28 protein-coding genes are annotated in these 26,294 nt (G+C 48.2%); 15 read left to right on the plus strand and 13 right to left on the minus strand.

Annotated elements, in window-relative coordinates:
* Positions 1-6: 6 nt before the first annotated feature.
* A complete protein-coding gene (locus AB8599_RS11885) occupies positions 7-330 on the minus strand; it encodes an ArsR/SmtB family transcription factor (protein ID WP_407331134.1) in 324 nt (107 codons plus the stop codon).
* Between the two features lie 233 nt (positions 331-563).
* Between AB8599_RS11885 and AB8599_RS11890 the strand changes: the two genes are divergently transcribed.
* The 5 genes from AB8599_RS11890 (at position 564) to AB8599_RS11910 (ending at position 4,264) form a co-directional block, all read left to right on the plus strand.
* Positions 564-914 carry an ArsC family reductase gene (locus AB8599_RS11890; protein WP_407331135.1) on the plus strand — a complete coding sequence of 117 codons (351 nt, stop codon included), beginning with the start codon at positions 564-566 and terminating at the stop codon, positions 912-914.
* Positions 915-938: 24 nt separating this feature from the next.
* A complete protein-coding gene (gene dapE / locus AB8599_RS11895; RefSeq protein ID WP_407331136.1) occupies positions 939-2,075 on the plus strand; it encodes a succinyl-diaminopimelate desuccinylase in 1,137 nt (378 codons plus the stop codon).
* Positions 2,072-2,743, plus strand: coding sequence for a M15 family metallopeptidase (locus AB8599_RS11900; RefSeq protein ID WP_407331137.1), 672 nt, complete (start codon positions 2,072-2,074; stop codon positions 2,741-2,743). The genes dapE and AB8599_RS11900 overlap by 4 nt, the downstream gene beginning before the upstream one ends.
* A gap of 2 nt (positions 2,744-2,745) precedes the next feature.
* On the plus strand, positions 2,746-2,952 hold the full coding sequence (locus tag AB8599_RS11905) for a DUF2897 family protein (RefSeq protein WP_407331138.1): 207 nt from the start codon (positions 2,746-2,748) through the stop codon (positions 2,950-2,952).
* A 208-nt stretch (positions 2,953-3,160) separates the two neighbouring features.
* The gene (locus AB8599_RS11910; RefSeq protein WP_407331139.1) at positions 3,161-4,264 is read left to right on the plus strand and encodes a phosphoribosylaminoimidazolesuccinocarboxamide synthase; all 1,104 of its coding nucleotides are present in this window, start codon (positions 3,161-3,163) and stop codon (positions 4,262-4,264) included.
* An 82-nt stretch (positions 4,265-4,346) separates the two neighbouring features.
* Here AB8599_RS11910 and bamC read toward each other — a convergent pair whose 3' ends face one another.
* Both bamC and dapA read right to left on the minus strand, forming a co-directional pair.
* The gene (gene bamC, locus AB8599_RS11915; RefSeq protein ID WP_407331140.1) at positions 4,347-5,372 is read right to left on the minus strand and encodes an outer membrane protein assembly factor BamC; all 1,026 of its coding nucleotides are present in this window, start codon (positions 5,370-5,372) and stop codon (positions 4,347-4,349) included.
* Between the two features lie 18 nt (positions 5,373-5,390).
* Positions 5,391-6,269 carry a 4-hydroxy-tetrahydrodipicolinate synthase gene (dapA, locus tag AB8599_RS11920; RefSeq protein ID WP_407331141.1) on the minus strand — a complete coding sequence of 293 codons (879 nt, stop codon included), beginning with the start codon at positions 6,267-6,269 and terminating at the stop codon, positions 5,391-5,393.
* A gap of 359 nt (positions 6,270-6,628) precedes the next feature.
* Here dapA and bcp point away from each other — a divergent pair, with 359 nt between their 5' ends.
* Entirely contained in the window at positions 6,629-7,099 is a 471-nt protein-coding gene (bcp, locus tag AB8599_RS11925; protein ID WP_407331142.1) for a thioredoxin-dependent thiol peroxidase, read from the plus strand.
* 131 nt (positions 7,100-7,230) lie between these two features.
* Here the strand turns inward: bcp and AB8599_RS11930 are convergent, their stop codons facing one another.
* The 3 genes from AB8599_RS11930 to AB8599_RS11940 all read right to left on the minus strand — a co-directional run bounded on the left by AB8599_RS11930 (position 7,231) and on the right by AB8599_RS11940 (position 10,118).
* Entirely contained in the window at positions 7,231-8,694 is a 1,464-nt protein-coding gene (locus tag AB8599_RS11930) for an FAD-dependent oxidoreductase (RefSeq protein ID WP_407331143.1), read from the minus strand.
* Positions 8,695-8,801: 107 nt separating this feature from the next.
* Positions 8,802-9,884, minus strand: a complete 1,083-nt coding sequence (locus tag AB8599_RS11935; RefSeq protein WP_407331144.1) for an AI-2E family transporter — start codon at positions 9,882-9,884, stop codon at positions 8,802-8,804.
* Positions 9,885-9,896: 12 nt separating this feature from the next.
* The gene (locus AB8599_RS11940; protein ID WP_407331145.1) at positions 9,897-10,118 is read right to left on the minus strand and encodes a sulfurtransferase TusA family protein; all 222 of its coding nucleotides are present in this window, start codon (positions 10,116-10,118) and stop codon (positions 9,897-9,899) included.
* Between the two features lie 184 nt (positions 10,119-10,302).
* On the opposite strand from AB8599_RS11940, the gene AB8599_RS11945 reads away from it, so the two are divergent.
* From AB8599_RS11945 to AB8599_RS11960, 4 genes are read left to right on the plus strand one after another with little or no spacing between them, the layout of a single operon-like run.
* Positions 10,303-11,760, plus strand: coding sequence for a M48 family metalloprotease (locus AB8599_RS11945; protein ID WP_407331146.1), 1,458 nt, complete (start codon positions 10,303-10,305; stop codon positions 11,758-11,760).
* A gap of 56 nt (positions 11,761-11,816) precedes the next feature.
* Positions 11,817-12,167 (plus strand): arsenate reductase (glutaredoxin), encoded by a 351-nt coding sequence (arsC, locus tag AB8599_RS11950; protein WP_407331147.1) that lies wholly within the window; start codon positions 11,817-11,819, stop codon positions 12,165-12,167.
* The gene (gene wrbA / locus AB8599_RS11955) at positions 12,167-12,748 is read left to right on the plus strand and encodes an NAD(P)H:quinone oxidoreductase (protein ID WP_407331148.1); all 582 of its coding nucleotides are present in this window, start codon (positions 12,167-12,169) and stop codon (positions 12,746-12,748) included. Before arsC ends, wrbA begins: the two co-directional genes overlap by 1 nt.
* Positions 12,749-12,765: 17 nt before the next feature.
* The gene (locus AB8599_RS11960) at positions 12,766-13,179 is read left to right on the plus strand and encodes a DUF2069 domain-containing protein (protein WP_407331149.1); all 414 of its coding nucleotides are present in this window, start codon (positions 12,766-12,768) and stop codon (positions 13,177-13,179) included.
* Between the two features lie 80 nt (positions 13,180-13,259).
* On the opposite strand, the gene AB8599_RS11965 is transcribed toward AB8599_RS11960, so the two are convergent.
* Positions 13,260-14,441, minus strand: a complete 1,182-nt coding sequence (locus AB8599_RS11965; RefSeq protein ID WP_407331150.1) for a DUF2066 domain-containing protein — start codon at positions 14,439-14,441, stop codon at positions 13,260-13,262.
* A 222-nt stretch (positions 14,442-14,663) separates the two neighbouring features.
* Between AB8599_RS11965 and AB8599_RS11970 the strand changes: the two genes are divergently transcribed.
* A complete protein-coding gene (locus tag AB8599_RS11970; RefSeq protein WP_407331151.1) occupies positions 14,664-15,905 on the plus strand; it encodes a uracil-xanthine permease family protein in 1,242 nt (413 codons plus the stop codon).
* Positions 15,906-15,997: 92 nt separating this feature from the next.
* Here AB8599_RS11970 and upp read toward each other — a convergent pair whose 3' ends face one another.
* Positions 15,998-16,624: a uracil phosphoribosyltransferase gene (gene upp, locus AB8599_RS11975; protein ID WP_407331152.1), complete on the minus strand. Its 627-nt coding sequence runs from the start codon at positions 16,622-16,624 to the stop codon at positions 15,998-16,000.
* Positions 16,625-16,803: 179 nt separating this feature from the next.
* On the opposite strand from upp, the gene purM reads away from it, so the two are divergent.
* On the plus strand, positions 16,804-17,847 hold the full coding sequence (gene purM, locus AB8599_RS11980) for a phosphoribosylformylglycinamidine cyclo-ligase (protein ID WP_407331153.1): 1,044 nt from the start codon (positions 16,804-16,806) through the stop codon (positions 17,845-17,847).
* Between the two features lie 2 nt (positions 17,848-17,849).
* A complete protein-coding gene (purN, locus tag AB8599_RS11985; RefSeq protein WP_407331154.1) occupies positions 17,850-18,485 on the plus strand; it encodes a phosphoribosylglycinamide formyltransferase in 636 nt (211 codons plus the stop codon).
* Positions 18,486-18,648: 163 nt separating this feature from the next.
* Here the strand turns inward: purN and AB8599_RS11990 are convergent, their stop codons facing one another.
* Together AB8599_RS11990 and lpcA are read right to left on the minus strand one after the other, a co-directional pair.
* Complete coding sequence (locus AB8599_RS11990) at positions 18,649-19,464, minus strand: class II glutamine amidotransferase (protein WP_407331155.1); 816 nt, start codon at positions 19,462-19,464, stop codon at positions 18,649-18,651.
* A gap of 22 nt (positions 19,465-19,486) precedes the next feature.
* Complete coding sequence (gene lpcA / locus AB8599_RS11995) at positions 19,487-20,065, minus strand: D-sedoheptulose 7-phosphate isomerase (RefSeq protein ID WP_016960045.1); 579 nt, start codon at positions 20,063-20,065, stop codon at positions 19,487-19,489.
* Positions 20,066-20,352: 287 nt separating this feature from the next.
* Between lpcA and fadE the strand changes: the two genes are divergently transcribed.
* Positions 20,353-22,803, plus strand: a complete 2,451-nt coding sequence (gene fadE, locus AB8599_RS12000; RefSeq protein ID WP_407331156.1) for an acyl-CoA dehydrogenase FadE — start codon at positions 20,353-20,355, stop codon at positions 22,801-22,803.
* Positions 22,804-22,987: 184 nt separating this feature from the next.
* On the opposite strand, the gene AB8599_RS12005 is transcribed toward fadE, so the two are convergent.
* On the minus strand, positions 22,988-24,271 hold the full coding sequence (locus AB8599_RS12005; protein ID WP_407331157.1) for a TIGR03503 family protein: 1,284 nt from the start codon (positions 24,269-24,271) through the stop codon (positions 22,988-22,990).
* Between the two features lie 11 nt (positions 24,272-24,282).
* Positions 24,283-25,011, minus strand: coding sequence for a DNA polymerase III subunit epsilon (gene dnaQ / locus AB8599_RS12010; RefSeq protein WP_407331158.1), 729 nt, complete (start codon positions 25,009-25,011; stop codon positions 24,283-24,285).
* Positions 25,012-25,062: 51 nt separating this feature from the next.
* Here dnaQ and rnhA point away from each other — a divergent pair, with 51 nt between their 5' ends.
* Entirely contained in the window at positions 25,063-25,530 is a 468-nt protein-coding gene (rnhA, locus tag AB8599_RS12015; RefSeq protein ID WP_407331159.1) for a ribonuclease HI, read from the plus strand.
* 22 nt (positions 25,531-25,552) lie between these two features.
* Here rnhA and AB8599_RS12020 read toward each other — a convergent pair whose 3' ends face one another.
* Positions 25,553-26,281, minus strand: coding sequence for a methyltransferase domain-containing protein (locus AB8599_RS12020; RefSeq protein WP_407331160.1), 729 nt, complete (start codon positions 26,279-26,281; stop codon positions 25,553-25,555).
* Positions 26,282-26,294: the final 13 nt, after the last annotated feature.

A 26,294-nucleotide genomic window follows, 5' to 3' on the forward strand; every position in this document is an offset into this window, starting at 1 on the left:
CCCGACTTACGCACCGTCACCCGGTGATGCCACCCCTTTATCTCCGCACCATGCCACTTGAATAGCATTGATCAGATTTTCTACTCTTGGATCATCAATGCGATAGAACACCGATTGAGATGATTTACGTGTCGCCACCAGCCCAGCTTGACGTAAAACCGTCAAGTGTTGTGAGAAGGCGGATTGACTTAATGCACTGTTTTCCAAAAGATTTGAAACATTGCGTTCGCCTTCACGCAATTGGCAAAGCACCATCAAACGTTCAGGGTGCGACAAAATACGCAGCACCTTAGCCGCTTCCGTTGCTTCATCTAAAAATTCTTGTGCCATGGCTTCTTTACTCGATCAAAACGTCATTACATTAGATTTAACTAAAGTAATTTATATTAGTCAAATCTAATTTAGCGAGACTGGATATTTCAGCGTTATCGATGGAGTGGCTTTGTTGATAAAATAACGCTGATGACGCGTGACTTTGTGAGTCGATAACAGAGAGTGCCTTGCTTTCAAAACGTTGGAATGTCAATCTACGCCAAAAGACGACAAGTAAGAGGAAGCCGTCAATGACCACTGTGGTTTACGGGATAAAAAATTGTGACACCATCAAGAAAGCGTTGAAGTGGCTCGAGGCGAAAGAAAAACCTTTCACCTTTCACGACTACCGTAAAGATGGCATCGACCAAGACATGCTAAAGCAGTTTGTCGACGTGTTGGGTTGGGAAGCGATGGTAAACAAACGTGGTACCACATTCCGCGCCCTGTCTGAAGAACAGAAGAACAACCTAGATGAAACCAATGCCGTTGCGCTTATGTTAATGCATCCAGCAATGATCAAACGCCCGCTTCTCGCGCACAATGGCAATTATTACCTTGGCTTCAAGCCTGACGAATACACCTCCATTTTTAGCGAATAATCGAAAGTAAGGACACACCGACTCATGACAGACAGCGCTGTATTGTCTTTGGCCAAGGATTTGATCGGCCGCCCCTCCGTTACCCCCATCGATGAAGGTTGTCAGGAGCTGATGATTCAGCGCCTTGAAGCACTCGGGTTTACTATTGAACGCCTTGTGTTTGAAGACACCACCAACCTATGGGCGCGTCGTGGCACAGCATCACCATTGTTTGCGTTTGCAGGTCACACCGATGTCGTCCCAGCAGGCCCTTTGGAGCAATGGCACACACCTCCTTTTGAGCCGACGCTGATTGATGGCTATCTGCATGGTCGCGGTGCGGCGGACATGAAAGGCTCACTGGCTGCCATGGTCGTTGCCGTTGAACGTTTTATTGCCGATCACCCTAACCACACTGGCTCTATTGCCTTTCTGATCACATCAGATGAAGAAGGCCCATTTATCAACGGCACAACACGCGTGGTTGATACCTTGATGGCACGCAATGAAATCATCGACATGTGCATTGTGGGTGAGCCATCAAGTACACACGCAGTCGGAGATGTGGTGAAAAATGGCCGTCGCGGCTCTATCACAGGCGATGTCACCGTTAAGGGAATTCAAGGCCATGTCGCCTACCCGCAACTGGCACGAAACCCGATTCATCAGGCTTTGCCCGCACTGGCCGAGCTTGCTGCCATTCAGTGGGATGAAGGCAACGACTATTTCCCGCCGACCAGTTTTCAAATTCCAAACCTGTCGTCAGGTACTGGCGCAAGCAATGTGATCCCGGGAGACTTCAAGGTTCAGTTTAACCTTAGGTTCAGCACGGAATTAACCGCTGACGATATCAAAGCACGCGTACATTCTGTGCTGGATGCACACGGCTTAGACTACGATCTTGTTTGGACGTTTAGCGGCCACCCATTTTTAACCGACACCGGATCTTTGCTTGATGCGGTTGTGGATGCGGTAGATGAAGTGAACCATCAAAAACCCCAGCTTTTGACCACGGGTGGTACATCTGATGGTCGATTTATCGCGCAGATGGGCACGCAAGTGATTGAGCTTGGCCCAGTAAACGCCACCATTCACAAAGTGAACGAGTGCGTAAAAGTGGCGGATCTTGAGAAGCTAACGGATATGTACCAAAAAGTGCTGGAGAAGCTATTCGCCAAATGAGTTGGACCATATCATCTCTGACAGGGCAAACACGTGATCATCTGGTTGAACTGGATGATCGCTTGCTACACCGCGATATTGTGGATGATTTTCTGCGTCTGCAAGAAAGCGCAAAAGCCGCCGGTTTTGAACTTGTCATTGCTAGCAGCTTTCGCGATTTTGACCGTCAGAAAATGATTTGGAACAGCAAGTTTTCAGGCAATCGTCCGATCTTGGATGATAACGGTAATCCTCTTGATCCAAGCACGCTGAGCGATCATGAAAAAGTGCAGGCCATTTTACGCTGGTCTGCGCTACCCGGTGCTAGCCGTCATCATTGGGGCACAGACATGGATATCTATGCGGCAAATTTGCTACCAAAGGGCGCAAGCATTCAGCTTGAACCTTGGGAATACCTGTCCGGTCATCAAGCCCCTTTCTTTGATTGGCTGGAAGCAAACCTAGCCAGCTTTGGCTTTTTCTTCCCCTATCATGAAGACAGAGGTGGCGTTGCCTTTGAGCCATGGCATATCAGCCATAAAGCGGTCACAGTGGGTATACTCGATGCGTTAACCGAAGAGGTATTACGCAGCGTCATAGCAACGTCTGACATCTGTGGGCAGGACGCTATCCTTTTGTCACTCAAAGGGATATATTCGAAGTACGTTACCAATGTGTGCGAGGCCTGAACATGGACATTCTCACTAACCCCTACGTCATCATTTTTATCGTGGTCGCGGTGGTGGTCAGTAATATCATGGCGTTGAAGTACACCGCAAAATCTAAACTTGGTATGCGTCAGAGAGAGAACAAAAAAGACGACGCGGCAAGCAAAGAACAGCCAAAGAAAACCACGCCAACTGACGACGATTCTGACGACAAATCCTCGTATTGGTGATCCCACCGAATAAGGCGCGTTAACTTCGCCTTATTTCTCCCCTCTGCCACCTATATTTTATGCCAATTCGACATTCGAACTTTTTAGGCAAACGTTTGCTTTTTTCGCTAACAGCACAAAAGAGTTCTGGTATGATGCCAACAAATGGGTGATGTGAGCACTCTCATCACTTTGTGTTTGCCGTTTAACCCTAGATAGGAATGTCTCAATGAGCCTTGCGGATCAAGTTCTCGCCGTTAACGACGATCTTCCCATTCGTACCCACCAGCCTGTGCACAGTGGAAAAGTGCGTTCCGTTTACTGGCTGACTGAAGAAGACAGTCAGCGCCTTATCAAAGAAAAAGGCTACGATGTCGCCCCTGATGCCCCATTGGCAATCATGGTCATCAGCGACCGTATCTCCGCATTCGATTGCATCTGGCAAGGTGAAGGCGGTTTAAAAGGCGTACCCGGTAAAGGTGCAGCACTCAATGCGATCTCTAATCATTGGTTCAAGCTGTTCAAAGAAAATGGTTTGGCAGACAGTCATATTCTCGATATTCCGCATCCTTTCGTCTGGATTGTGCAAAAAGCCAAGCCTATCAAAGTTGAAGCGATTTGCCGTCAGTACATCACAGGTTCTATGTGGCGCGCCTATGAAAAAGGCGAACGCGAATTTTGCGGTATCGCATTGCCAGAAGGCTTGGAAAGAGACAAGAAACTGCCTGAGCTTTTGATCACACCATCAACCAAAGGGATTCTAAAAGGAATACCGGGTGTGCCAGAAGCGGACGACGTGAACATCACCCGCAAGAACATTGAAGACAATATCGCTGCGTTTAACTTCTCATCCGTCGACGATATTGCCCGTTATGAAACACTGCTCAAAGAAGGCTTTGGCGTGATCAGCAAGGCGCTGGAAGAAGTGGGGCAAACGTTTGTCGATACCAAATTTGAATTTGGGTATGTCACCGATGCCGCAGGTCAGGAGAAGCTGATCTATATGGATGAAGTAGGCACGCCTGATTCATCACGCATCTGGGATACGGCGGAATATAACGCTGGCAAGATTGTTGAAAACTCAAAAGAAGGGTTTAGACAGTTCTTGCTCAAGTACTTCCCTGATCCAGACATTTTGTTGAATAAAAACCGTATGCCTGAGCGCGAAGCATTGGCGCGCGACAACATCTTGCCTGAAGAAGCCTTGATGGATATTTCTCGCACCTATATTGGTATTGCTGAGAAAATCGTAGGCCATCCGATCCATTTAAGTGAAAATCCAAAACAAGAAATTATTGCTATCTTGAAAGCGGATTATGGCTTAGTTGATTGAGCTTAAATCACGATAGAACAAAATAAAAAAAGAGAGGATGCCTTGGCGTCCTCTCTTTTCATATCAGTAATCAGCAACCAAACTAGTTACGATTCAAACGCTCAACAGCTGCAACCAGGGCAGGGCTCAGGTTCGCCAATTGTTCTTCCGGCACAGGTTTACCTGCACTGTCAGTCACGTTGATTGACGTGCGGTTACCCAAATCACCCAACAAGATATTGTACTTGTTGCGATCTAGCTGAAGCGGCTGAACACCTAGCTCTTGCCAGAACTCATCATCCTGCTCTTTAAGCGCCACACTCAAGGTTCCTTGAGAGCGATTACGATCTTCAACGGTGAAGCCAAGTTCATTGAGAATATTCGGCAAACGCTCCCAGAACACATCGTAAGGCGCACGTGCAATGATGACAGGTAGACCACTGCGGTCTTTGCCTAAGCTGATTGGAATATTCTTCACCAACTCTTGCGCTTTCAAACGTGCTTCTTCACGTAAATCGTTGTCATAACGCGCTGCGATCAGATTGGTCATTTGCACATTGTAGCGTTCACGAGAAGCCAAGCTCAGGTTCTCTGATTCGCCGTTACGTTTCCATTCCACCATGTCGATGCGAAAGCCATAACGGGCACGATCTTCAATCGGCGTGAGCAGATAGCGACTTTCAATCACCTCCTCATCGTCTTCAATCGTCCACACCACCCAATCGGTTTCAATGCTATCCGCAGACGCTGTGCGAACCGGAATTTGAGTCTGTGACGCCATATCTTCAATGGTTTGCCACAAACGCTCTGCCTGCTCTGCACGCGGCATCCAGACAGTAACACCTTTTGTATCTTGCTCGTAACGCGCGCCAGGGATCAGCTCGAGAATCTGCTGAGGTGGTCGAATATCAATATCACGTCCGACAGGGCCGTCAAACTGACGCTCTGGAATACGGTAAGCACCGGAAAACTCAGGTTGTTGATCTGGCAAAGTCTGCCACTGAGACAAAGCAGGTGCGTCGAGATACTCGAAATCATCCGACGCTTGGCGTCGCTTATCGGCACTTGAACAAGCCGCCAACGAGGCGACCAGTACTACACTCAAGCCGAGTTTAAAAACAGGTTTCATTAAATCTCCAAAGAAGCATTACAGCACGCCTGCGTCAATCAATGCCTGTTTCACTCGAGGCTGTAAATCAGCATTCAAAACAGTGAGAGGCAAACGCAACGTACCATCAGCAATCAAGCCCATTTGATGCAATGCCCATTTAACAGGGATTGGGTTCGCTTCTACGAAAAGATCTTTGTGCAGCGGCATAATCTTTTCATTGATTGAACGGGCTTCATCCATTTCACCTGCCAGCGCCAGCTTCATCATTTTCGCCATTTGCGCAGCAGCAATATTGTTGGTAACAGAAATCACGCCCTGACCGCCCGCTGCGACGAAATCAAGACCAGTAAGGTCATCACCACTAAGTAAGATAAAATCTTCACGACAAAGTTCACGGTGTTGACGCACGCGATCAAGATCACCGGTCGCATCTTTGATACCAATGATGTTTTTGAACTCGGAAAGACGACCAACGGTTTCAGGCAGCATGTCTGCGACGGTACGACCAGGCACGTTATACAGAATCTGTGGTAATTCGCTAGATTCAGAAATGGCCTTAAAATGCTGATACAGCCCTTCTTGTGAAGGCTTGTTGTAATAAGGCACTACGCTCAAGCAACCCGCAATACCTGAGCCTGCGAACATCTTGCTGAAGGTAATGGCTTCATGAGTGGCATTTGCACCGGTTCCGGCAATAACAGGAATACGGCCATCCGCAAATTCCAGTGTTTTCAGAACAATCTTGATGTGCTCTTCGACGGTGACAGTTGCAGACTCTCCCGTTGTTCCTACAGAAACAATGGCGTCAGTTCCAGCATCAACGTGAAAATCAACGAGATTTTTCAAACTGGCGTAATCAATCTCACCAGAGCTATCCATCGGCGTGGCAAGTGCCACGATACTTCCTGAAAACATTTCCTTCTCCAAAAATGCGTTTTCGTCCATGGTACTTTTGGCGCTAGGCAAAAACAAGCGTCGCGAGTAGGCCTATTCCTTGTGTTTGCGCGGTTGATCACCGTGAAAATGAACGATATTGTTCATTGATACGTATACCTTTTCTCTAAATGACCAAATGCGTTTTTTCTTGTAGTCGCATTTTCGGTTCAGTTGAAACAGAAAATACGGATTTATTGCTCAAATACCCTTGCTTCACCGTGAGTGATTGTGCCGAAAAGACATCACGTTACCATGTCAATATGCATGGAAACGTTCAGACATTGAACGACCATATCGCTCAACAGTCAGCTAATGATAAAAATGAAAAAGGAAGACACATGCAAACCTTAACCGCTGGTGTATTAGCACCAGAATTTTCGCTGCAAGACCAAGACGGAAACACCGTATCGCTAAGTCAGTTCAAAGGCAAAAATAAGGTGCTGGTATATTTCTATCCAAAAGCGATGACACCAGGTTGCACCACTCAGGCCTGTTCACTGCGTGACAGCAAAAGTGAGTTAGAGGCGTTAAACACGGTTGTTTTAGGTATTAGCCCCGATCCGGTAAAAAAACTGAAAGGCTTTGAAGAGAAGAAAGCGCTTAACTTTACGCTGCTGAGTGATGAAGACCACGCTGTGGCCGATGCCTTTGGTGTTTGGGGACCGAAAAAATTCATGGGTCGTGAATATGATGGCATTCATCGCCTGAGCTTCTTGATTGGTGAAGATGGCAATGTTGAGCATGTGTTCAACAAATTCAAAACCAAAGATCACCACGAGGTTGTCATTAATTACCTCAAAGGCGAATAACCAGGTTAATAACAAAGAGAATACCGCCAAATACGGCGTTATTTACTGATAAAAAAAGAGAAAGCTGACAATTGTCGGCTTTCTCTTTCTGTCCGATTCGTTAACTCACTGCCACAAGAGCAGAGTGTCGATCATTCGTGAGGAAAAGGCAGTGCAAGGGCTTCGGGGAAATCACGACCACGTGCAATCTGCTTAGCTTTCTCTACAATCGCGTTTTGTTCCAACGAGGCAGTCAGTGCCAAAGAGGGTGTTTTCCAGCCTGCTGGCAATGAAACCCAGCCATTGGATTCACAGTGAGCCAGTATACGATCGGCTGCTTGCAGCGCTGAGGAGGCTTTAACCAACTCAACACGCGCATAGCGATCTCCTTCAAATGTCGCATCGGCCGCTCGTAAGCTTGGATCGCTTCCTGGGATTTGCTGCGCTCCACAAAGCGGCTTGCCACCGACTTCTGCGTGTTCAAATTCAGGCAACCATTGACTGAAATGAGAAATGGCGCGTTCAGTTCGTTGACGAATTTCGCCCCACTCCCAGCCACCATCGGCTTTCACCACCATATGTTCAGGCAAATTGGGCTGTGCTGACTCCGAAGTACTCGACACCAAACCGCCTTCAAACAACGTGATGTCTTGGCTCATACCATGTAACTGGATAAACCCCTGAGCGTAAGGTGTCAGCTGCGCCATGCCCTGCGGTGTGCCGCGTTCACCGTGTACAATGACTTCCGGCCACACCCCAGGCTGTGACGGCCAATGAGCAACATAAGCGGCTTTGTATTCCACCCAACGCTGACGAGGAAACGAGACAAAGTCATCCAACACGCCAGTACGAAAGCCACATGCATTAATGAGAAAATCAACGTGGTGTGAGTGCGCATTGCCGTCAGCGTCATGAGTTCGAATGGTCCAACTCTCTTGCGACGGTTCAAGACCTGTCACTTTCTGGTTTAAATACACGTGGCAATGAGGCGATTGCGCCAAGCCAAGATCAGCCGTGGCAGCTAAACGAAACACGCTAAGTCCGTATTCTTGCACCACAACCAATGGGAATTTGAATTTGTCATGTGGCATAAACTTCGCCACGGGGATTAACCAATCATCTGGCGTTTGCGGGTTTTCTGGCAATGGACGCTGTGCTAAACGCACCAGATCTTCTTTATCGTAGAGCGTGTAATACTGGTCAGGATCCCCCAAAACAGCGTTGTTTGGGTCGTTTTCAATGAGCGTACGGTAATGTTCAGTAAGCAGGGCAAGCCGGCTCAAAATGGCGTCAGGCTCGCCTGCATCTGTCGTTGGGATAGCAATCACGGTAGGACGACGATTCACACTGTGCGGGTAGGCACGCACTGTCGCTATAGATTGCTCCAACAATGCGATGCATTGTTCGTCGGAAATTTCACGATATAGATTACCGCCGGCATGTAAATGGCAAATCGGCGGACCACTGACCAGGCTTGCTCCCGCTTCAATCAAAAGCGTTTCAATACCTAGCCCTGCCATTTTTAATGCCGCAGTCGCTCCTGCAACGCCACCTCCGACAATACCCACTTTGAACGGTGCTTTTGTCGTCGCCAACCCTGAACGCTCATTACCCATCAAGATCGAAACTCTCATTTTAATTAAAATAATGTTTATCTGCGTAAACAAGAAGAGACCGTTAAAGGTCTCTTCTTGTTACCTTGTTCTGCCCAGTAAGGATCATTTTAGTTGGAAGATTCTTCCACTGCATCATCTTCGAGATCATTCGATGGCAATGCATTCCATACCGCCTTAACCAATGTTGCCAGAGGAATCGCAAAAAATACGCCCCAGAATCCCCAGAGACCACCAAACACCAAAACAGCCACAATAATCGCAACAGGGTGGAGATTGACCGCCTCAGAAAACAGAACAGGTACTAGCACATTGCCATCAAGGGCTTGAATAATACCGTAAGCAAGCATCAGATATCCCAGATCGGGACTGATCCCCCATTGGAACAAAGCCACCATGAAAATCGGTAAGGTGACAGCAGCTGCGCCAATATACGGGATCAATACTGACAGCCCTGTCGCCACACTCAACAACGCCGCATAACGTAAATCTAATAGTGCAAAAGTAATGTAGCTGGCGATGCCAACAATAATGATTTCTGTCACTTTACCGCGGATGTAATTCGAAATTTGCTCGTTCATCTCTGTGCCGACACGATTCGTCAGTTTACGATTTCGCGGCAATAAGGTGCTAAAAGACGCCAGCATTTGGTCACGGTCTTTCAACAAGAAGAACAGCAATAAGGGAACCAAAATCAAGTAGACCGCCAATGTTGCCAAACTCACTAGCGATGCCAACGAGCCTTTCACAGCGGTTTCCCCTAAGCCCAGCACACGACTTTGCAACGTATCAATAAACGCTTTAACCATCTCAGGTTGAATAACGTCTGGGTAGGCTTCTGGTAAATGGGAGATATAATTCTGGAAATCGTTGAACATGGTCGGGATATCGGCAATCAAATTGATCACCTGCGTCCAAATGGTAGGCACCAGACCGAAACAGGCCAACAGCATCAAGCCAACAAAGAGGGTTAACACTAGCATCACGGAAACGACGCGAGGCAGGCCGAATGACACCATTTTAGACACAGGCCATTCAAGCAAATACGCCAGCACAATGGCCACCAGCAGCGGCGCTAACAAATTGCCAAAGAAGTAAATGACAACAAAGCCAATAACAAGCAACGCCATCAGGCTAACTGCGTGCGGATCGGAAAACCGTCGTTGGTACCAACGGTTAAGCATTTCTAGCATGTAAATTCCCGTTTAAAGTTTGGTGACGTGAAACACCGTCGCTCCATGAACAGTCTGCTGCTCAAAATCAAACCCGTTATTAGTTAAATAACGAGGAATGTCTTTCAATGCCCCGCTGTCCGAAACATATAGCGCTATTTGCTGTCCCTGCCCCAACGTTGCGCAGGCTCTTTTAGCCATAAGCAGCGCCATAGGACAACGATGCTCACGCAAATCAAGGGATTGAATTTCCATTCTTTCTCACTGATCGCTATTATCGACCGCATTGTATACTCAAACGACGCGGAGAAGTAGTTTGGGTCGCCACGACAATAAGGTAATTAGGGTAAACAGTTTAGAACCTCTTAGTGGGTCTGGTGTCTACTACTAAGATATCGCATTCTTACCTTTCCGCGTGCTGGAGGCACTCACGTCCGTTATGCAATTGTTCAAAAAAATGACGACTAGTCTGCTTGTCGCATCTCTGTCGCTGTCTTCACCTGCAATGGCAACAAGCTACAGCGAACTGCCCGACATTGGCACAGCAGCGGCGGGCACGTTATCGGTCGAAAAAGAGATCGAATACGGCAATGCTTACATGCGTATGCTGCGTGGAAGCCAACCAATCGTGACCGACCCGCTTCTTTCCGAGTATATTTCATCGCTCGGTGCAACATTAGTTGCAAATGCGAATGATGTAAAAACACCGTTTGAATTTATCCTAATTCGCAATCGTGACATTAATGCGTTTGCATTCTTTGGTGGCCATGTTGCCCTGCACACGGGTCTTTTTCTCCACGCTCAAAGCGAAAGTGAATTGGCTTCGGTGGTCGCGCATGAAATTGCGCACTTAACACAACGCCACCTTGCTCGCGCGATGGAGGAGCAGGCAAGGCAAACCCCACTGACCATGGCCGCGCTTGTCGGTTCTCTGATGCTTGCAATCGCAGCACCACAAGCGGGCATCGCCGCGGTTCAAGCGACCACTGCCGCTTCCATTCAAAGCCAGATAAATTATACCCGCAGCAATGAAAAAGAAGCGGACCGCGTTGGTATCGAAACGCTGTCTCGATCTGGGTTCGACGTGAATGCTATGCCGCGATTCTTTACGCGTTTGTCTGATCAATATCGCTTTGCGTCAAAACCCCCTCAGTTTCTGCTGACGCACCCGTTGCCAGACTCACGTATTACAGACTCTCGAGATCGCGCGCAGCAGTACCCGCAAAAAACTGTTCCATATTCACCGGAATATCAACTGGCACGAGCGCGGGTGATTGCAAGGTATGCTGGTATTGATGCAAACGCCGCGTTGGATGGGTTTAATCGAGACTTAAAGAAAGCCTCGCCGGCGCAAGCCCAATCTCTCAATTACGGCAAAGCGCTGGTTTACATTGATAGCCGCCAATTCGACAAAGCTGGCGCACTGCTAATACCGCTGTATAAAGCACAACCAAATAACCGCTTCTTTTTGGATGCAATGACCGACCTTGATGTCAACCAAAAGCATTTTGATCAGGCATTAACGCGCCTTAACACCGCATTGGAAAGCCAACCCAATAACCCCGTTTTGTTATTGAACCGCGATTACGTGCTGGTGAAAGCGGAAAAATACAAACAAGCAACATCTGGATTGATGCGATATACCCATCGCTATCCCAATGACGTTAATGGGTGGTCACTGCTTCAAGAGGCATATGACAATCAAGGTATCCGTCATGGCGCATTAGCCGCACAAGGCGAGCTATATGCACTACAAGGACGCTGGCACAAAGCCATTAACAATTACACACAAGCTAGCCAGCTGGTCGACCTTGGCAGCCTTGATCAAGCCCGCTACGATGCACGTATTGATCAGCTTAGGGTTGAAGAAGCGCGATACGCGGCACTTCAACGCTAATATATTTACAATAACAATAAACATTGCGACGACGAACGCAGTAAAAAGGAGCTTTCATGTCAGTCACTATTTATCACAACTCTCGCTGTTCAAAGAGCCGTCAAACACTTGCGCTGCTGACTGAGCGTGGCATTGAACCAGACGTTGTGGCCTATTTAGACACCCCTCCTTCGGTTGAAACCATCAAAACCTTGCTGTCTCAGTTGGGCTATGACTCTCCACGCCAAATGATGCGCACCAAGGAAGACATTTACAAAGAACTCAACTTGGGCGACGCGTCCGTGACAGACGAGCAGTTAATCGTTGCAATGGCTGCCAACCCTAAATTGATTGAGCGCCCAATCGTGGTTGCCAATGGCAAAGCCGCTATGGGACGCCCTCCTGAAAGCGTTCTTGATATCCTCTAATGACTGAGATCTTAGTGCTGTACTACAGCCGCCATGGCGGAACAAAAAAACTGGCGCGCTTGATTGCCAGAGGCATTGAGTCGACGGGCGCGGTTGCGAGACTACGCACGGTACCGGAACTGGCTACTGCAGGTGAAGACCCGATATTTTCTGAACCTGATGACCCGTTTGTTACCCTTGATGATTTGACGGCTTGTGATGGTATGGCTCTGGGTAGCCCTGTTCGTTTTGGAAACATGGCGGCACCACTGAAGCATTTTATCGATAGCACCAGCAAAGCGTGGCTGGCTGGTACCTTGATTGGCAAGCCTGCGATCGTGTTCAGTTCAGGCTCTATGCTTCATGGCGGGCAAGAAACCACTTTGCAATCCATGATGCTGCCATTGTTGCACCACGGCATGATCATTGTTGGACTTCCTCATTCCGAACCTGCATTGCATACGACATCTGGCGGTGGCTCACCCTACGGCCCTTCTCACGTCACTGGTGAAAGTCGGCGTCAGCCTGACAGCGACGAAAAAGCACTAGCAATAGTGGCTGGTAAGCGATTGGCGGATATCGCTGCCAAGCTGCAACATTGATAAAAGGAGTTATCCCGTTGTTCTCTTCTATTTCTCGCTTAAGAGCGGCTGCACTTTTTTCCTATCTTGGTTTATTTGTCTGGGTGGGTCTTTGGCACGGCGTGTTATCGCCGCATGTGCACGTGAACCCCTACGGCGTCACCATTGCGTGGCTAATCCCTTTGCTTTTCCCATTGAAAGGCATCCTTACTGGTAAACCCTACACCCATGCGTGGGCAAATTTCATTCTGATGTTTTACTTCATTCACGCGCTGACCATCCTTTGGGTTGATCAAGGTGAGCGATGGCTAGCATTGGTCGAGTTAGTTCTGACGTCTACTTCATTTGTCAGCAACATCTATTTTGCTAAACGCAAAGGGCAAGAATTAGGATTGGGTCTGAAAAAGCTGTCTCAAGTTGAACGTGAAGAAAAGGCGCGATTTGAGAAGTAATTGTACTTAGCAACCCAAAAGACATAAAAAAAGCAGATGAATAATCATCTGCTTTTTTTTCGCTTAGTTTAACGAATCCGCTAGCCAATCCACTGATAAGTGATTGCTGGCGTGACTGGCACAACAGCATCAGGAACAACCAGTGATGGAACAACAACACCGTCGATAACCTCACCCGCCTCGATATTTGCAGGCTGTGTAGGTGCAGGAATCACTGACGGCTCAGGTAACACTTCAACACGACGTAAACGTCTATCGGTCATTATCTCGTTATGAAAGATATCTTCATTCGCCAACAAGCTAATGCGGAATGTTGCGGTCCCTGACTCAATCGACTCCAAACGGAGCGCTGCAACCGAGTTAAGCCCTTTTAGGGTGCGCTCAACCACGAAGAAATCTTCAGCATCATTTAAACCCGAGATTTGCAGCGCTTTGGCACTGTTGTCGGCTACACCCAAGTTAATGGCTAAACGGTCAGCATAATAATCTGAAATATCATCGACCATTTTTGCAAGGGCTTGAGCAGGAGCGCCCGCTGCTTGACCTTCTAACGGCGCATCATTGCCAATGCTTGCGGCATTTGGAAACAACTGCCAGCTCAAACGGTTATTACGTATTTTCACCACAGCAACGCCGGTTGGGTTATAACGCGCGCTTGCTTGAGCAATAGGTGCAGCAAAGCCTCCCCAAAGATCGGGAATAGACACCGCGACAACATCATCAAAATCACCCACAGGCATAAGCACAGGTAAACCACGTCGCTCACCTTCCGCTTTCAGCATATTAATCAACTGGGAATCCGACTGTTCCCACACCACGTTGCGCTGAGATGCATTGTCTTCGACCAGCCAAAACAGTACTTCTGGGCGCGGTACCCCCCAATATGGCGCTTGCGCCTGCGTCAATAATGTTCGGATTTTGGCATCATCAAACGCCAGCACCAATGTGCGTAATCCCTCAGACTCACCATACCCCAACTGGGTAATGTACTGATTCACAGACGGCAGCGCTTTTTGAATCACGGGATTGTCACCCAAGGCGGATTCACCCGACGTGCGCACAAGCACATCAACAAACGCTTTTTCTTTTGCAGCTTGCTCTGTTGCTCTGTCGCTATCATCCAGCACCACTTCCGTACTGAATAGTGAAGCAGCCATTGCACTGGTTTGTCCCAGCACTAACGCTAAAACGAAAAAGAAGATTCGTAACATATATTTGCCAGATAACTCGATTTTTAAACGTTGATCATAAATTGAAGCCACACTGTCAGCAATGGCAAAACGCCGAATTTGAGCGATATACCCAAACCACTGACAATGTAGTCGACACCAATAGAATAGAACCTACCCTCTCATTGACCTCACACGGAGCAAAAAGTTAGCAACAAGGTGTGTAACTCGTCGACAAGATGATGCGTGGTGATCCAATGTCCTTACAGTTCATGATAGTATCTGCCGATTTTTTTTATTAAAGGAAGGAGCGTCATGATGCAATTCTTACTCGGGGCACAAATGTTATTTGTGGCCTTCGGCGCGTTAGTGCTAGTTCCGCTACTCACCGGACTCGACCCTAACGTTGCACTGTTCGGTGCTGGTGTAGGCACCTTGCTTTTCCAACTTGTGACAAAACGCTCCGTCCCCATTTTCCTCGCTTCCTCTTTTGCTTTTATCGCTCCTATTATGTTCGGCGTCCAAACTTGGGGTATTCCTGCCACAATGGGTGGCCTGATGGTGGCTGGTCTGGTCTATGTGCTCATGGGCGGCATCATTAAAGTGAGAGGCGTTGGTTTTATTCACAAGCTGCTTCCACCTGTTGTAGTGGGTCCCGTGATCATGGTGATTGGCCTGGGCTTGGCACCAGCAGCGGTAAACATGGCGCTAGGTAAATCAGGTGACGGCGCATTGCAACTTGTTGATGGGTCAGTGGCACTTTGGATTTCAGGTATTTCACTGGCAACCACCATTGCGATGTCTGTTTTTGCCAAGGGCTTCTTCCGGTTAGTGCCTATTTTGGCTGGTATTGTTTCAGGCTACGTGACGGCATTGTTCTTCGGCGTGGTCGACTTCTCGCCAGTGCTGAACGCCGCTTGGCTCGCCATGCCTGCATTTACCGCACCGGCATTTAACATTAACGCGATTTTGTTCATGATCCCTGTGGCTATCGCGCCTGCGGTCGAGCACGTGGGCGACATGCTGGCGATTTCAAATGTCACCGGAAAAGACTATCTGAAGAAGCCGGGCCTACACCGCACCATGGCAGGTGATGGCATCGCAACCATGGCAGCATCCATGTTCGGTGCGCCGCCTAACACCACCTACAGTGAAGTGACGGGGGCCGTGATGCTAACGCGCGCATTTAACCCCGCGATCATGACGTGGGCAGCGGTGACCGCCATCATCTTGGCATTTGTCGGTAAATTGGGCGCAGTGCTGCAAACCATTCCAGTTCCAGTCATGGGCGGCATCATGATTTTGCTGTTTGGCTCTATTGCTACAGTTGGCCTCAACACCTTGATCAAAAATCAGGTCGATTTACATAAAGCTCGCAACCTGACCATTGTGGCAGTGACGCTGGTATTTGGTATTGGTGGCATGGCGTTTGGTATTGGTGAATTCAGTCTACAAGGCATCAGTCTTTGCGGTATCGTCGCTATCTTGCTGAACCTTATTCTGCCGCATGACATGGGTGAAACCCACGTTGTTGATAATGCCCAGATGGAAGACTAAGCCTTTGAACACATTCCACTAAGCACAAAAAAGGCTTCCCTCGGGAAGCCTTTTTACATATTGCGTTTCCGCTTTCGATGACATTAGCTCAGTTACTTAGTACCGAAAATCTTGTCGCCGGCATCGCCCAAACCAGGAACGATGTAGCCTTTATCATTCAGTTTTTCATCGATTGCTGCAGTGTACAGTTCAACGTCCGGGTGCGCTTTTTCTAAGGCTTCAAGACCTTCAGGTGCCGCAACCAGAACCAATACTTTAATGTTGTCACAACCGTTTTCTTTCAACAGATCGATCGTCGCGATCATCGAACCGCCCGTCGCCAGCATGGGGTCAACCACCAGCGCCATGCGCTCTTCGATGTTGCTTGCAAGCTTATGGAAATAAGGCACAGGCTCTAGCGTTTCTTCGTCGCGGTAAATACCAACAACACTGATACGTGCACTTGGAATGTGCTCAAGAACGCCGTCCATCATGCCTAGACCCGCGCGCAGGATTGGCACAACCGTGACCTTCTTACCTTTGATTTGGTCGACTTCAACCGGGCCATTCCAGCCTTCAATGGTGACTCTTTCTGTTTCGAAATCTGATGTTGCTTCGTACGTCAGCAGGCTGCCAACTTCGGTCGCTAATTCGCGAAAACGCTTGGTACTGATATCACCTTCACGCATCAAACCGATTTTATGCTTAACCAGCGGGTGCTTAACCTCAACGACTTTCATGACAGACTCCTGCAAAAAACAAATTCCCCGCATTATACACAAGAAAAATGAGCGGAATAGTTACATACAACCAGTTGCGTTTTTTTGCTGCAATTTGCCTTACGCAAACGTTTTCCTTTTTAGAATGTCGCTGTTAAAATGGCGCGGCTTTTAAGTCCACAACTCGGTAAGGATCCCCAGTGAGCGATAATAAGTCTTCTCTAAGCTACAAAGATGCAGGTGTAGATATCGATGCAGGCAACGCCCTGGTCGACAGAATCAAAGGCGTAGTTAAGCGTACTCGTCGCCCTGAAGTGATGGGTGGTATCGGTGGCTTCGGCGCACTTTGTGAACTGCCTACAAAATACAAACAACCGGTACTGGTCTCAGGTACTGACGGTGTAGGCACCAAACTTCGCCTAGCGATGGATCTGAAAAAACACGACACCATTGGCATCGATTTGGTCGCGATGTGTGTCAACGACCTGATTGTTCAAGGTGCTGAACCATTATTCTTCCTTGATTACTACGCGACAGGTAAGTTGGATATTGATACCGCAGCAAGCGTTGTTACGGGCATTGGTGAAGGTTGCTTGCAATCAGGCTGTGCACTGATTGGTGGTGAAACCGCTGAAATGCCAGGTATGTATGAAGGTGAAGATTATGACGTAGCAGGATTCTGCGTCGGCGTTGTGGAAAAAGAAGACATTATTGATGGAACGAAAGTCAGTGCTGGCGATGCCATCATTGCTATCGCATCATCAGGCCCTCACTCAAACGGTTACAGCTTGGTTCGCAAAATCATCGAAGTGTCTAACGCCGATGTGAATGCAGAGTTGGACGGTAAAACACTGGGTGAGCACCTACTAGAACCTACCCGCATTTATGTTAAGCCTGTTTTAAAGATGCTTGAAACTTGCGATGCGCATGCGATTTCTCACATCACAGGCGGCGGTTTCTGGGAAAATATTCCTCGCGTATTGCCGCAAGGCACTAAAGCAGTTATTAACGGCAACAGCTGGGAATGGCCTGCGATCTTCACTTGGCTACAAGAAAACGGCAACGTGACGGATCATGAAATGTATCGCACCTTCAACTGTGGTGTCGGTCTGATCGTTGCTCTCCCAGCAGAGCAAGCACAGCAAGCGATCAATATCCTGAATCAAGAAGGCGAAAATGCGTGGTTGCTAGGCAACATTGAAAACGCTGCCGACGGTGAAGAGCAGGTAGAGATCAAGGAGTAACCATGAAAAAGCTGGTTGTTCTGGTTTCAGGGAATGGCTCTAACCTTCAAGCTATCATCGATCGCTGTCATGATAAAAATGACATTCATATTGCGGCGGTGATTGCGAATAAAGAAGACGTTTACGGTCTCGTTCGTGCAAAGGATGCAGGTATTGATGCGGTGGTGGTTGCCAGCAAAGGTATCACTGATCGCAGCCAATACGACAACCAGTTAATGGCGACCATCGATGAATATGAGCCCGATCTGATCGTGCTGGCAGGTTTTATGCGTATTCTGACGCCGGCGTTTGTTCGTCACTATGAAGGCAAGATGTTAAACATCCACCCTTCACTGTTACCCAAATACCCGGGGTTAAATACCCACCAGCGCGCCATTGATGCAGGTGATAAAGAGCATGGAACGTCAGTGCACTTTGTTACTGAAGAGTTAGACGGTGGCCCCGTTATTCTTCAAGCGCGCGTTCCTATTTTTGAAGACGACAATGCGGATTCCGTATTTGAACGTATCCAAGAGCAGGAACACCGCATCTACCCGCTCGTCGTTGAATGGTTTTGCCAAGATAGACTACAAATGGTTGGAGGCAATGCCGTGTTAGACAGTGTGACGCTCGGCCAGCATGGCTATGCGCCTGAATAACTGAATTCGGCTACTCAAACACATAGCAATTGGCGAAAAGCAGCCAATAAAAAACGCGCCACGGATGAAGTGGCGCGTTTTTTCTTTTCAGGCTGTTCATCCGAGCTAGCAAATCAAAACTAACTCAGCAAAATTAACCCTCAGCGTTAACGAGGAAGAGAAACTAAGCACGTTGTGCCGCACTCGCCTTCTGAGCGATTTCTGCCTGATTGCAGGTAATCACCTCACCCAAATGAAACACACAATATTCACCCGGCTGCATTTTATGCCACGTTTCATTGTTGGTCAGGGGCTGCGTGGCGATCACTGTTACTACATCATTCGGCGTGGTTTCTTGCTGAAAATCCACCGTCACTTCTTCGTCAATTAAACTGGCTTTGCCAAAGGGTGCGCGACGCGTGATTGAATGAAGATTGTTGGTGCAGTAAGCCATCACATAATCACCGTCACTGAACAGCATATTGAACACACCCAGTTCACGGAGCATGTCGCAACGACTAGCAATAAAGCGAAACACTTCGGTCATGTCATCAGGCTTGTCGGGATAATGCTTTTCGATCTCACACAACAACCAACAAAAAGCCTTCTCACTGTCTGTTTCACCAACGGGCTTAAAATGGCCTGTTGGTAAATCTTCGTACCCTGTCAATTGACCATTGTGCGCGTAAGTCCAATAGCTACCCCAGATTTCGCGAGTAAATGGGTGCGTGTTCACCAAATTCACATCACCACGGTTAGCTTGACGAATATGACTTATCACCGCACAACTTTTGATCGGATAGCTTTGTACCAATTCAGCAATCTTCGAGTTACAGCTTGGATTAGGGTCTTTAAACGTACGAAAACCTTTGCCTTCGTAAAAGACGATACCCCAGCCATCGCGGTGAGGGCCAGTATTGCCCCCTCGCTGAATTAGGCCAGTAAAACTAAAACATATATCAGTGGGTACATTGGCACTCATGCCAAGAAGTTCACACATATTCCGTCACGCTTTCCTTGGATTATTTTTCCATTTCTTTTTCAACTAACTGGATCAAGATATGAATAATCTTGATATGTACCTCTTGGATGCGATCAGCATAACCAAAGTGAGGGACGCGGATTTCGATGTCCGCTAAGCCCGCCATTTTGCCGCCGTCTTTACCGGTTAGCATAATGGTTTTCATGCCTTTGGTTTTTGCAGCTTCAATCGCTTTAAGGATGTTACCTGAATTACCAGACGTCGATAAACCAAACAACACATCACCCTTCGAACCAACAGCTTCTAGGTAGCGTGAAAAAACAAATTCGTAGCCAAAATCGTTGCTCACACAAGAAATATGGCTTGGGTCAGAGATCGCAATCGCAGGATAACCTGGGCGATTTTCGCGATAACGTCCCGTCAGCTCTTCAGCAAAGTGCATGGCGTCACAGTGCGAGCCACCGTTACCGCATGAGAGTACTTTTCCGCCTGCTTTGAATGAATCTGCCAGCAAGGTTGCCGCCGCTTCAATATCAGCAATATTTTTGTCGTCGCTAAGAAACGCGTTTAGCACGTGAGCTGCTTCATTGAGCTCGGAGCGAATCAGATCTTGGTACATGGGCAATTCTCTTTATCGATTGTTGACTGTTTGCGGATCAAGCCGCCGGCCTATCAAAGCAGTGTACCTGTAAATGCCAGAAGCTGTCGATAATCAGGCTCACCTTCTGATTACAGCGTAAAAACAGGCGCCTAATAATTGCACGGCGTTTAATTGTTACCCAGTGTGAAGCATTGTGCACATTTCTGTCGGTCATCATTTTACATTCCGTTAAAAACCTGCTTACAATTGAGTGGTATGACCTCTTACCATTTAAAGTTTGGGTTGATGGAGAAGGAGAACCTGACATGGCAACAACCCTGTACCTTACAACGTTCCTAGCAGTGCTGGCGCTTTTGGCTTATCACCGCGCAGGATTAAAGATGTTCACCGCCGCAGCCGCGATTTTGTTAATTGTTGGATCTGTGCTTGGCAATGTCGGCCAGATCGGCTGGCTCGTTTTCTTTGCCGTCGCCATTCCTCTCAATGTGCGCTCCTTCCGCGAAAGTTGGTTGAGTAAACCTGCGCTGAAGATGTTTAAAGGTGTCATGCCTGAGATGTCACAAACAGAAAAAGAAGCGATTGATGCAGGTACCGTTTGGTGGGAAGCGGATTTGTTCCGTGGCGCTCCTGATTGGAACAAGTTGCATGATATTCCTGCGCCGCGTTTGAGCGCGGAAGAGCGTGCGTTTCTTGATGGCCCTGTAAATGAAGTTTGTCGTATGGTGAATGACTACCAAGTGACTCACGAGCTTGCAGACCTTCCTGAAGATATTTGGCAGTTCCTCAAAGATCACAAATTCTTCGCCATGATCATCAAAAAAGAATATGGCGGCCTGGAATTTTCTGCATACGCGCAATCTTTGGTGCTGCAAAAACTAACTGGCGTATCTAGCGTCTTATCTTCAACTGTTGGTGTTCCAAACAGCCTTGGTCCTGGCGAATTGCTGCAACACTATGGCACTGACGATCAAAAAGACTACTACCTGCCGCGCCTAGCGAAAGGTCTGGAAATCCCGTGTTTTGCTCTCACTAGCCCAGAAGCCGGTTCGGATGCCGGCTCGATTCCAGATGAAGGCTTTATCACGAAAGGCATGTGGCAGGGTGAAGAAGTTCTGGGTATGTCGATCACTTGGAACAAGCGTTATATTACCCTTGCGCCAGTGGCAACAGTTCTTGGTCTGGCATTTAAACTGAAAGACCCTGACAGCTTGCTCGGCGACAAAGAAGATCTCGGTATTACCTGTGCGTTAATCCCGACCGATATTGACGGTGTTGAAATCGGTCGCCGCCACTTTCCACTGAACTTGCCGTTCCAAAATGGTCCGACGCGCGGCAACAACATTTTTGTCCCATTGAGCTTCATCATTGGTGGACCTGATATGGCGGGGCAAGGCTGGCGCATGCTGGTTGAATGTCTGTCAGTGGGTCGTGGCATTACGCTGCCTTCAAATTCAACCGGCGGCCTAAAATCCGCGGCCTTGGCAACTGGCGCCTATGCACGCATCCGTCGCCAATTCAAACTGCCTATCGGCAAAATGGAAGGGATCGAAGAGCCTTTGGCGCGTATTGGCGGTAACGCTTACGTGATGGACGCCGCAAGTGCGCTGACTGTAACAGGTATCGATTTAGGCGAGAAGCCATCTGTCATTTCTGCCATTGTGAAATACCACTGTACTCACCGCGGCCAACGTTCCGTGATTGATGCCATGGATGTGGTTGGTGGCAAAGGTATTTGTTTAGGGCCGAAGAACTTCTTGGCTCGGGGCTACCAAGGCTCGCCGATTGCGATCACCGTAGAAGGCGCAAACATTCTGACGCGCTCCATGATCATCTTTGGTCAAGGTGCAATCCGCTGTCACCCATTCGTATTGACGGAAATGGAAGCGGCATACAACGAAAATGAACGCGAAGCTCTTACTGCATTTGACCAAGCTTTGTTTGGCCATGTGGGCTTTGTGATCAGTAATCTTGTTCGTTCAGTTTGGCTAGGTCTGACTGACGGTCGTACCTCGAAAGCACCACGTAAAGACGAAACCGCACGTTACTATCAGCAAATGAACCGCTATGCGTCAAACCTCGCGCTGCTAGCCGATATTTCGATGGCAGTGCTAGGCGGAAACCTTAAGCGTAAAGAACGCCTTTCTGCGCGCCTAGGTGACGTATTGAGCCAGCTTTACATGGCATCGTCGACCATGAAGCGTTATGCGGATGAAGGCTACCAAAAAGCCGACCTCCCATTGGTTCATTGGGGCATGCAAGACGCCTTGTATCAAACGGAAGAAGCGCTTATCGAGTTTTTGGCTAACTTCCCAAGCCGCTGGATAGCTGCACCTTTGCGTGTTTTGCTCTTCCCATTTGGCACCCGCCGTACCAAGCCAAGTGATAAGCTCGACGGTATGGTTGCACAAATCCTGCAAACGCCGAGTGAAACACGAAGCCGTATCGGTCGTGGTCAGTTCCTTGAAGCCTCAGAGCACAACCCTGTCGGTAAGATTGAGAAAGCGCTACTGGATATCTTGGCAGCTGAACCTGTTTACAAAAAGGTCTGCGACGCAACCGGTAAAAAGCTACCTTTCATGTTCCTAGATAAAGTGGCACATGTCGGTTTAACTGAAGGCGTTATCACCGAGAAAGAAGCTGAGATTCTGTGCATCGCAGAAGAAGGACGATTAGAAACCATCAACGTGGATGATTTTGAGTCTGATGAGCTTGCAGCAGCAAGCAAAGCTCTGGATAAAGTGATTCACGCGGCATAACCTGCCGCATGCGCAACAAACAAAAAGGAGAAGCCATGCTTCTCCTTTTTTTATCTGGCCTAAGTGTTTATTCACCAACGGTAATTGAGATTCATTCCGGCTGACCGTCTTTGTTCCTTATCGTTGTGACTCACTGTCACTATTGCTGGCTATCGTTGGCGCTCACACATGCTATACATCATCATTATGCCGCTTTGTCAGGCTCTTCAGGTGGCGGCGCTTCTAATTCTTCTTCTGTTTCAGCCGCTAGCTTCTTGGCTTTAATCTTACGAATGATGAACCACGTCAATATCGCCAGTACCAACAGCAAAATATTGCCGCCAATGATGGTAATCATCGCCATCTTTCGATCTTCTTCACGCTGAATGGCTTGGCGCTTTTCTTCCTCGATACGCTCACGCTCAGCCTCACGCTCGTCACGCTCAAGCTTAGCTTTCTCAATCGCTTCATAGTCGGCGACGGCGAATGTCTGCTCTGGCAAATGGAAAACAAGAGGACGCCCAGATAATTTGTCCGTTCCGTACAGCCAAGCGAACCATCTGTGTCGCCCTGGTTCGCCAAAGTTATCTATCTCAACATTCAGCGCAGTGTAATCTTCACTGGATACTCCCTGATAAACCGAAAGTTTACCGTTGGTATCCGTAAATTCGGCGTGCGCTGCGATGGTGCCCGCTTCAATACTGGCGCTGTCAGATTCCACCAGCAAATGGTGCGGTAGGGCTTTTTTACGACTTTGGGTAAAAGTTGCCATTAGTGGGGTTGGATAAACCAAGACTTCTTGTTCCAGCGTGCGAAAGAAAACGCCGTTACCCGATGTTACTCTGGCTCGGTATTTCCCTGGTGCGACATTAATCGGTAACTCGACAGTAAAAATGCCGTCACCAGCAACCTCATCTAATGCTGAGCCATCATCCACAAATCGGCCCAAGGACATTTCCTGAGGACGCTGATCAACCGGAATGTCATCGACACTTTCCAGATACTCGGTAAACGTCACGGTAAGCTCAACGCGATCGAGAAAATCGCGTAAATTTAACGGTTCGTTGGCCTGCATCAGACGTGCGGTAAATTTCAGGGTTTCGCCCTGATAAAGGCGATCAGGGAAAGTGTCCACTTTCATGCTGAGTTCAGACAGGATGCGGATCTTATTTTCAGGTGTGACTTTGCCTATGGCCTGCCAAGGGCCGGGCATAGGGTTAAGAACAGACACGATGTCCATGTCAGGCTCTTGATGCCAAGAGACATGGTCGGGGTGTCTCCACGCGTATAACTTGGTGCCATCAGGCTGAACGAGCACCACAGGCTGACTCGGATTCTGCCGATAAATAATAAAGGCGACCTGAGTGATGGTGGAGTCGATCCGGAATCGGTTGTTCAGCAACCGAATATCTCGATCAGATGTCTGCTCCGCCGCGACGTTGAATGTCGTCAACAACGCTAGCAGCACGCCAATCCACCCAAATTTCATACTGTCTCCTGTTACCGCCAGAGGCAACTGCCGTTTTTCGCAATAATGTCTAACTGCGCTTCATGTTCTTTTAGTTCATCGGCAGATGCATGGATGATCTTTAGCTTTTTCGTGCCCACTTCGACGCGTCGGATGGATTCCCCATTAGCATCCTGATCATTTGAGTCCTTCCCACTGAATGACAAGGTTGTCTGGCCGCCCGTCATCAGCAAGTAAACGTCAGCTAGGATCTCGGCATCCAACAATGCCCCGTGCAGCGTTCGGTGAGAGTTATCTATGCCATAGCGATCACAAAGCACATCAAGATTGTTGCGCTTGCCCGGGAAGATTTTTCTTGCCATGGCAAGGGTATCGGTGACCTTACAATAGTCCGTGGTCTTGCCGATGCTTGGATCTAACGTCTGGAATTCACTGTCCATAAAGCTGACGTCAAAGGGAGCGTTATGAGCGACCAATTCAGCGCCTTTAATGAACTCAAGAAACTCTTGGTGGATCTTGGCATATGCAGGCTTATCAACCAGAAATTCGTCAGTGATACCATGGACAGAAATTGCCTCTGGATCGATTTGACGATCAGGTTTGATATACACATGGAAATGTCTCCCCGTTAGCTTACGGTTCACGATCTCCACGGCGCCAATTTCAATAATTTTGTGCCCTTCATAAACTGGGCCGCCTTCACGGTTCATACCCGTGGTTTCTGTATCGAGAACGATTATTCTGTCGTAACTGGCTTTCATGGCGTCACTTGTGTCAGACTTTATGATTAATTTAAGTAGATACTAACAAATATGGTCAAGCAGGTAGAGATTTTCACAGACGGTTCTTGTCTCGGCAATCCAGGGCCCGGGGGTTATGGGGTCGTCCTTCGCTACAAAAAGCATGAGAAAGAGCTCAGTGAGGGCTTTGACCTAACGACTAACAATCGCATGGAACTGCTCGCAGCTATCGTGGGATTGGCCAACCTGAAAGAAAGCTGCAACGTTGTGCTGACTACCGACAGTCAGTACGTTCGTCAGGGGATCACGCAGTGGATTCATAACTGGAAAAAGCGTGGTTGGAAAACAGCCGATAAAAAACCCGTGAAAAATGCCGACCTTTGGCAGAGATTGGATGCAGAGGCACAGCGTCATGCGGTTGATTGGCAATGGGTGAAAGGCCATGCTGGCCATCCAGAGAATGAACGTTGTGATGAACTGGCAAGAACGGCAGCACAGAACCCAACAGGCCCTGATACCGGCTATGTACCCACAGAGTAGTTATGTCAATCGGATGAAGTTATTACATATCTCCAGTGCGGTAATTGATGCCAACTGGCGATAGTTGCTTCTTGAGCTTCATTTTTTCTCTAATCGGTTTTAGCGGGTAAGTACGCTTTCTTGCAACGATGAAATATAGCGACCCCATCGCTGGCAACAAGCCTGAACATGCATTTTCAAACCACACTCCACAAGTACGATGCTTGGTAGCCGGAATCAATCCAAAACAAGACATTTCGATCAGCTCATAATTCAGCAACCCTAGCCAATCACGCACTCGAAGCGGTGAGAACATTCTTCCGTTCCAAGGTAGTTGGTTTTTTCGCCACGGAATTAAGCGGCCAACACCCATCACACTGCTAGGATTTACACCCGATATGACCAAGTACCCATCATCTATCATGACTCTGTCGATTTCACGAAGGAGCCGATGTGGGTCGTCTGAATAATCAAGTTGATTAGCGAGAATGCAAACATCGAACGCTTTATCAACAAAAGGTAACTCGTAACTTTCAGCTTCAACGTTTCGCAGAGGGTTTAACTTATCGATGCAGACCTGATGATGGATGTTACAATGCCCACTGGTTAGTTCGCAGCTAAGGCCACCCAGTTTGAGCATGTGATAACCGAAAAAACGAGGGAGCCATTCGTCCAGCCGGGTCTGTACATGTGAGCACGCCCACTCACCATGGGCGAATTGATCCCATGTATAAGGGTATTCCAGTGGACGTTGACTGCGTGCTGGTTTCATAGTCTATTTGAGT

Origin of the sequence: Enterovibrio litoreus, from assembly GCF_045679545.1 — a bacterium.
In the GTDB taxonomy this organism is placed as follows: Bacteria; Pseudomonadota; Gammaproteobacteria; order Enterobacterales; family Vibrionaceae; genus Enterovibrio.

What these genes read in the sequence shown, in the direction of transcription:
- arsC (WP_407331147.1), top strand. Translation starts at nt 11,817, where the DNA reads ATGTCAGTCACTATTTATCACAACTCTCGCTGTTCAAAGAGCCGTCAA.
- AB8599_RS11940 (WP_407331145.1), bottom strand. Translation starts at nt 10,118, where the DNA reads ATGGAAATTCAATCCCTTGATTTGCGTGAGCATCGTTGTCCTATGGCG.
- AB8599_RS11910 (WP_407331139.1), top strand. Translation starts at nt 3,161, where the DNA reads ATGAGCCTTGCGGATCAAGTTCTCGCCGTTAACGACGATCTTCCCATT.
- dnaQ (WP_407331158.1), bottom strand. Translation starts at nt 25,011, where the DNA reads ATGAAAGCCAGTTACGACAGAATAATCGTTCTCGATACAGAAACCACG.
- AB8599_RS11935 (WP_407331144.1), bottom strand. Translation starts at nt 9,884, where the DNA reads ATGCTAGAAATGCTTAACCGTTGGTACCAACGACGGTTTTCCGATCCG.
- AB8599_RS11890 (WP_407331135.1), top strand. Translation starts at nt 564, where the DNA reads ATGACCACTGTGGTTTACGGGATAAAAAATTGTGACACCATCAAGAAA.
- AB8599_RS11900 (WP_407331137.1), top strand. Translation starts at nt 2,072, where the DNA reads ATGAGTTGGACCATATCATCTCTGACAGGGCAAACACGTGATCATCTG.
- bcp (WP_407331142.1), top strand. Translation starts at nt 6,629, where the DNA reads ATGCAAACCTTAACCGCTGGTGTATTAGCACCAGAATTTTCGCTGCAA.
- dapA (WP_407331141.1), bottom strand. Translation starts at nt 6,269, where the DNA reads ATGTTTTCAGGAAGTATCGTGGCACTTGCCACGCCGATGGATAGCTCT.
- lpcA (WP_016960045.1), bottom strand. Translation starts at nt 20,065, where the DNA reads ATGTACCAAGATCTGATTCGCTCCGAGCTCAATGAAGCAGCTCACGTG.
- rnhA (WP_407331159.1), top strand. Translation starts at nt 25,063, where the DNA reads ATGGTCAAGCAGGTAGAGATTTTCACAGACGGTTCTTGTCTCGGCAAT.
- AB8599_RS11970 (WP_407331151.1), top strand. Translation starts at nt 14,664, where the DNA reads ATGATGCAATTCTTACTCGGGGCACAAATGTTATTTGTGGCCTTCGGC.
- AB8599_RS11945 (WP_407331146.1), top strand. Translation starts at nt 10,303, where the DNA reads ATGCAATTGTTCAAAAAAATGACGACTAGTCTGCTTGTCGCATCTCTG.
- wrbA (WP_407331148.1), top strand. Translation starts at nt 12,167, where the DNA reads ATGACTGAGATCTTAGTGCTGTACTACAGCCGCCATGGCGGAACAAAA.
- fadE (WP_407331156.1), top strand. Translation starts at nt 20,353, where the DNA reads ATGGCAACAACCCTGTACCTTACAACGTTCCTAGCAGTGCTGGCGCTT.
- upp (WP_407331152.1), bottom strand. Translation starts at nt 16,624, where the DNA reads ATGAAAGTCGTTGAGGTTAAGCACCCGCTGGTTAAGCATAAAATCGGT.
- purN (WP_407331154.1), top strand. Translation starts at nt 17,850, where the DNA reads ATGAAAAAGCTGGTTGTTCTGGTTTCAGGGAATGGCTCTAACCTTCAA.
- AB8599_RS12005 (WP_407331157.1), bottom strand. Translation starts at nt 24,271, where the DNA reads ATGAAATTTGGGTGGATTGGCGTGCTGCTAGCGTTGTTGACGACATTC.
- AB8599_RS11990 (WP_407331155.1), bottom strand. Translation starts at nt 19,464, where the DNA reads ATGTGTGAACTTCTTGGCATGAGTGCCAATGTACCCACTGATATATGT.
- AB8599_RS11905 (WP_407331138.1), top strand. Translation starts at nt 2,746, where the DNA reads ATGGACATTCTCACTAACCCCTACGTCATCATTTTTATCGTGGTCGCG.
- AB8599_RS11930 (WP_407331143.1), bottom strand. Translation starts at nt 8,694, where the DNA reads ATGGGTAATGAGCGTTCAGGGTTGGCGACGACAAAAGCACCGTTCAAA.
- AB8599_RS12020 (WP_407331160.1), bottom strand. Translation starts at nt 26,281, where the DNA reads ATGAAACCAGCACGCAGTCAACGTCCACTGGAATACCCTTATACATGG.
- AB8599_RS11885 (WP_407331134.1), bottom strand. Translation starts at nt 330, where the DNA reads ATGGCACAAGAATTTTTAGATGAAGCAACGGAAGCGGCTAAGGTGCTG.
- bamC (WP_407331140.1), bottom strand. Translation starts at nt 5,372, where the DNA reads ATGAAACCTGTTTTTAAACTCGGCTTGAGTGTAGTACTGGTCGCCTCG.
- dapE (WP_407331136.1), top strand. Translation starts at nt 939, where the DNA reads ATGACAGACAGCGCTGTATTGTCTTTGGCCAAGGATTTGATCGGCCGC.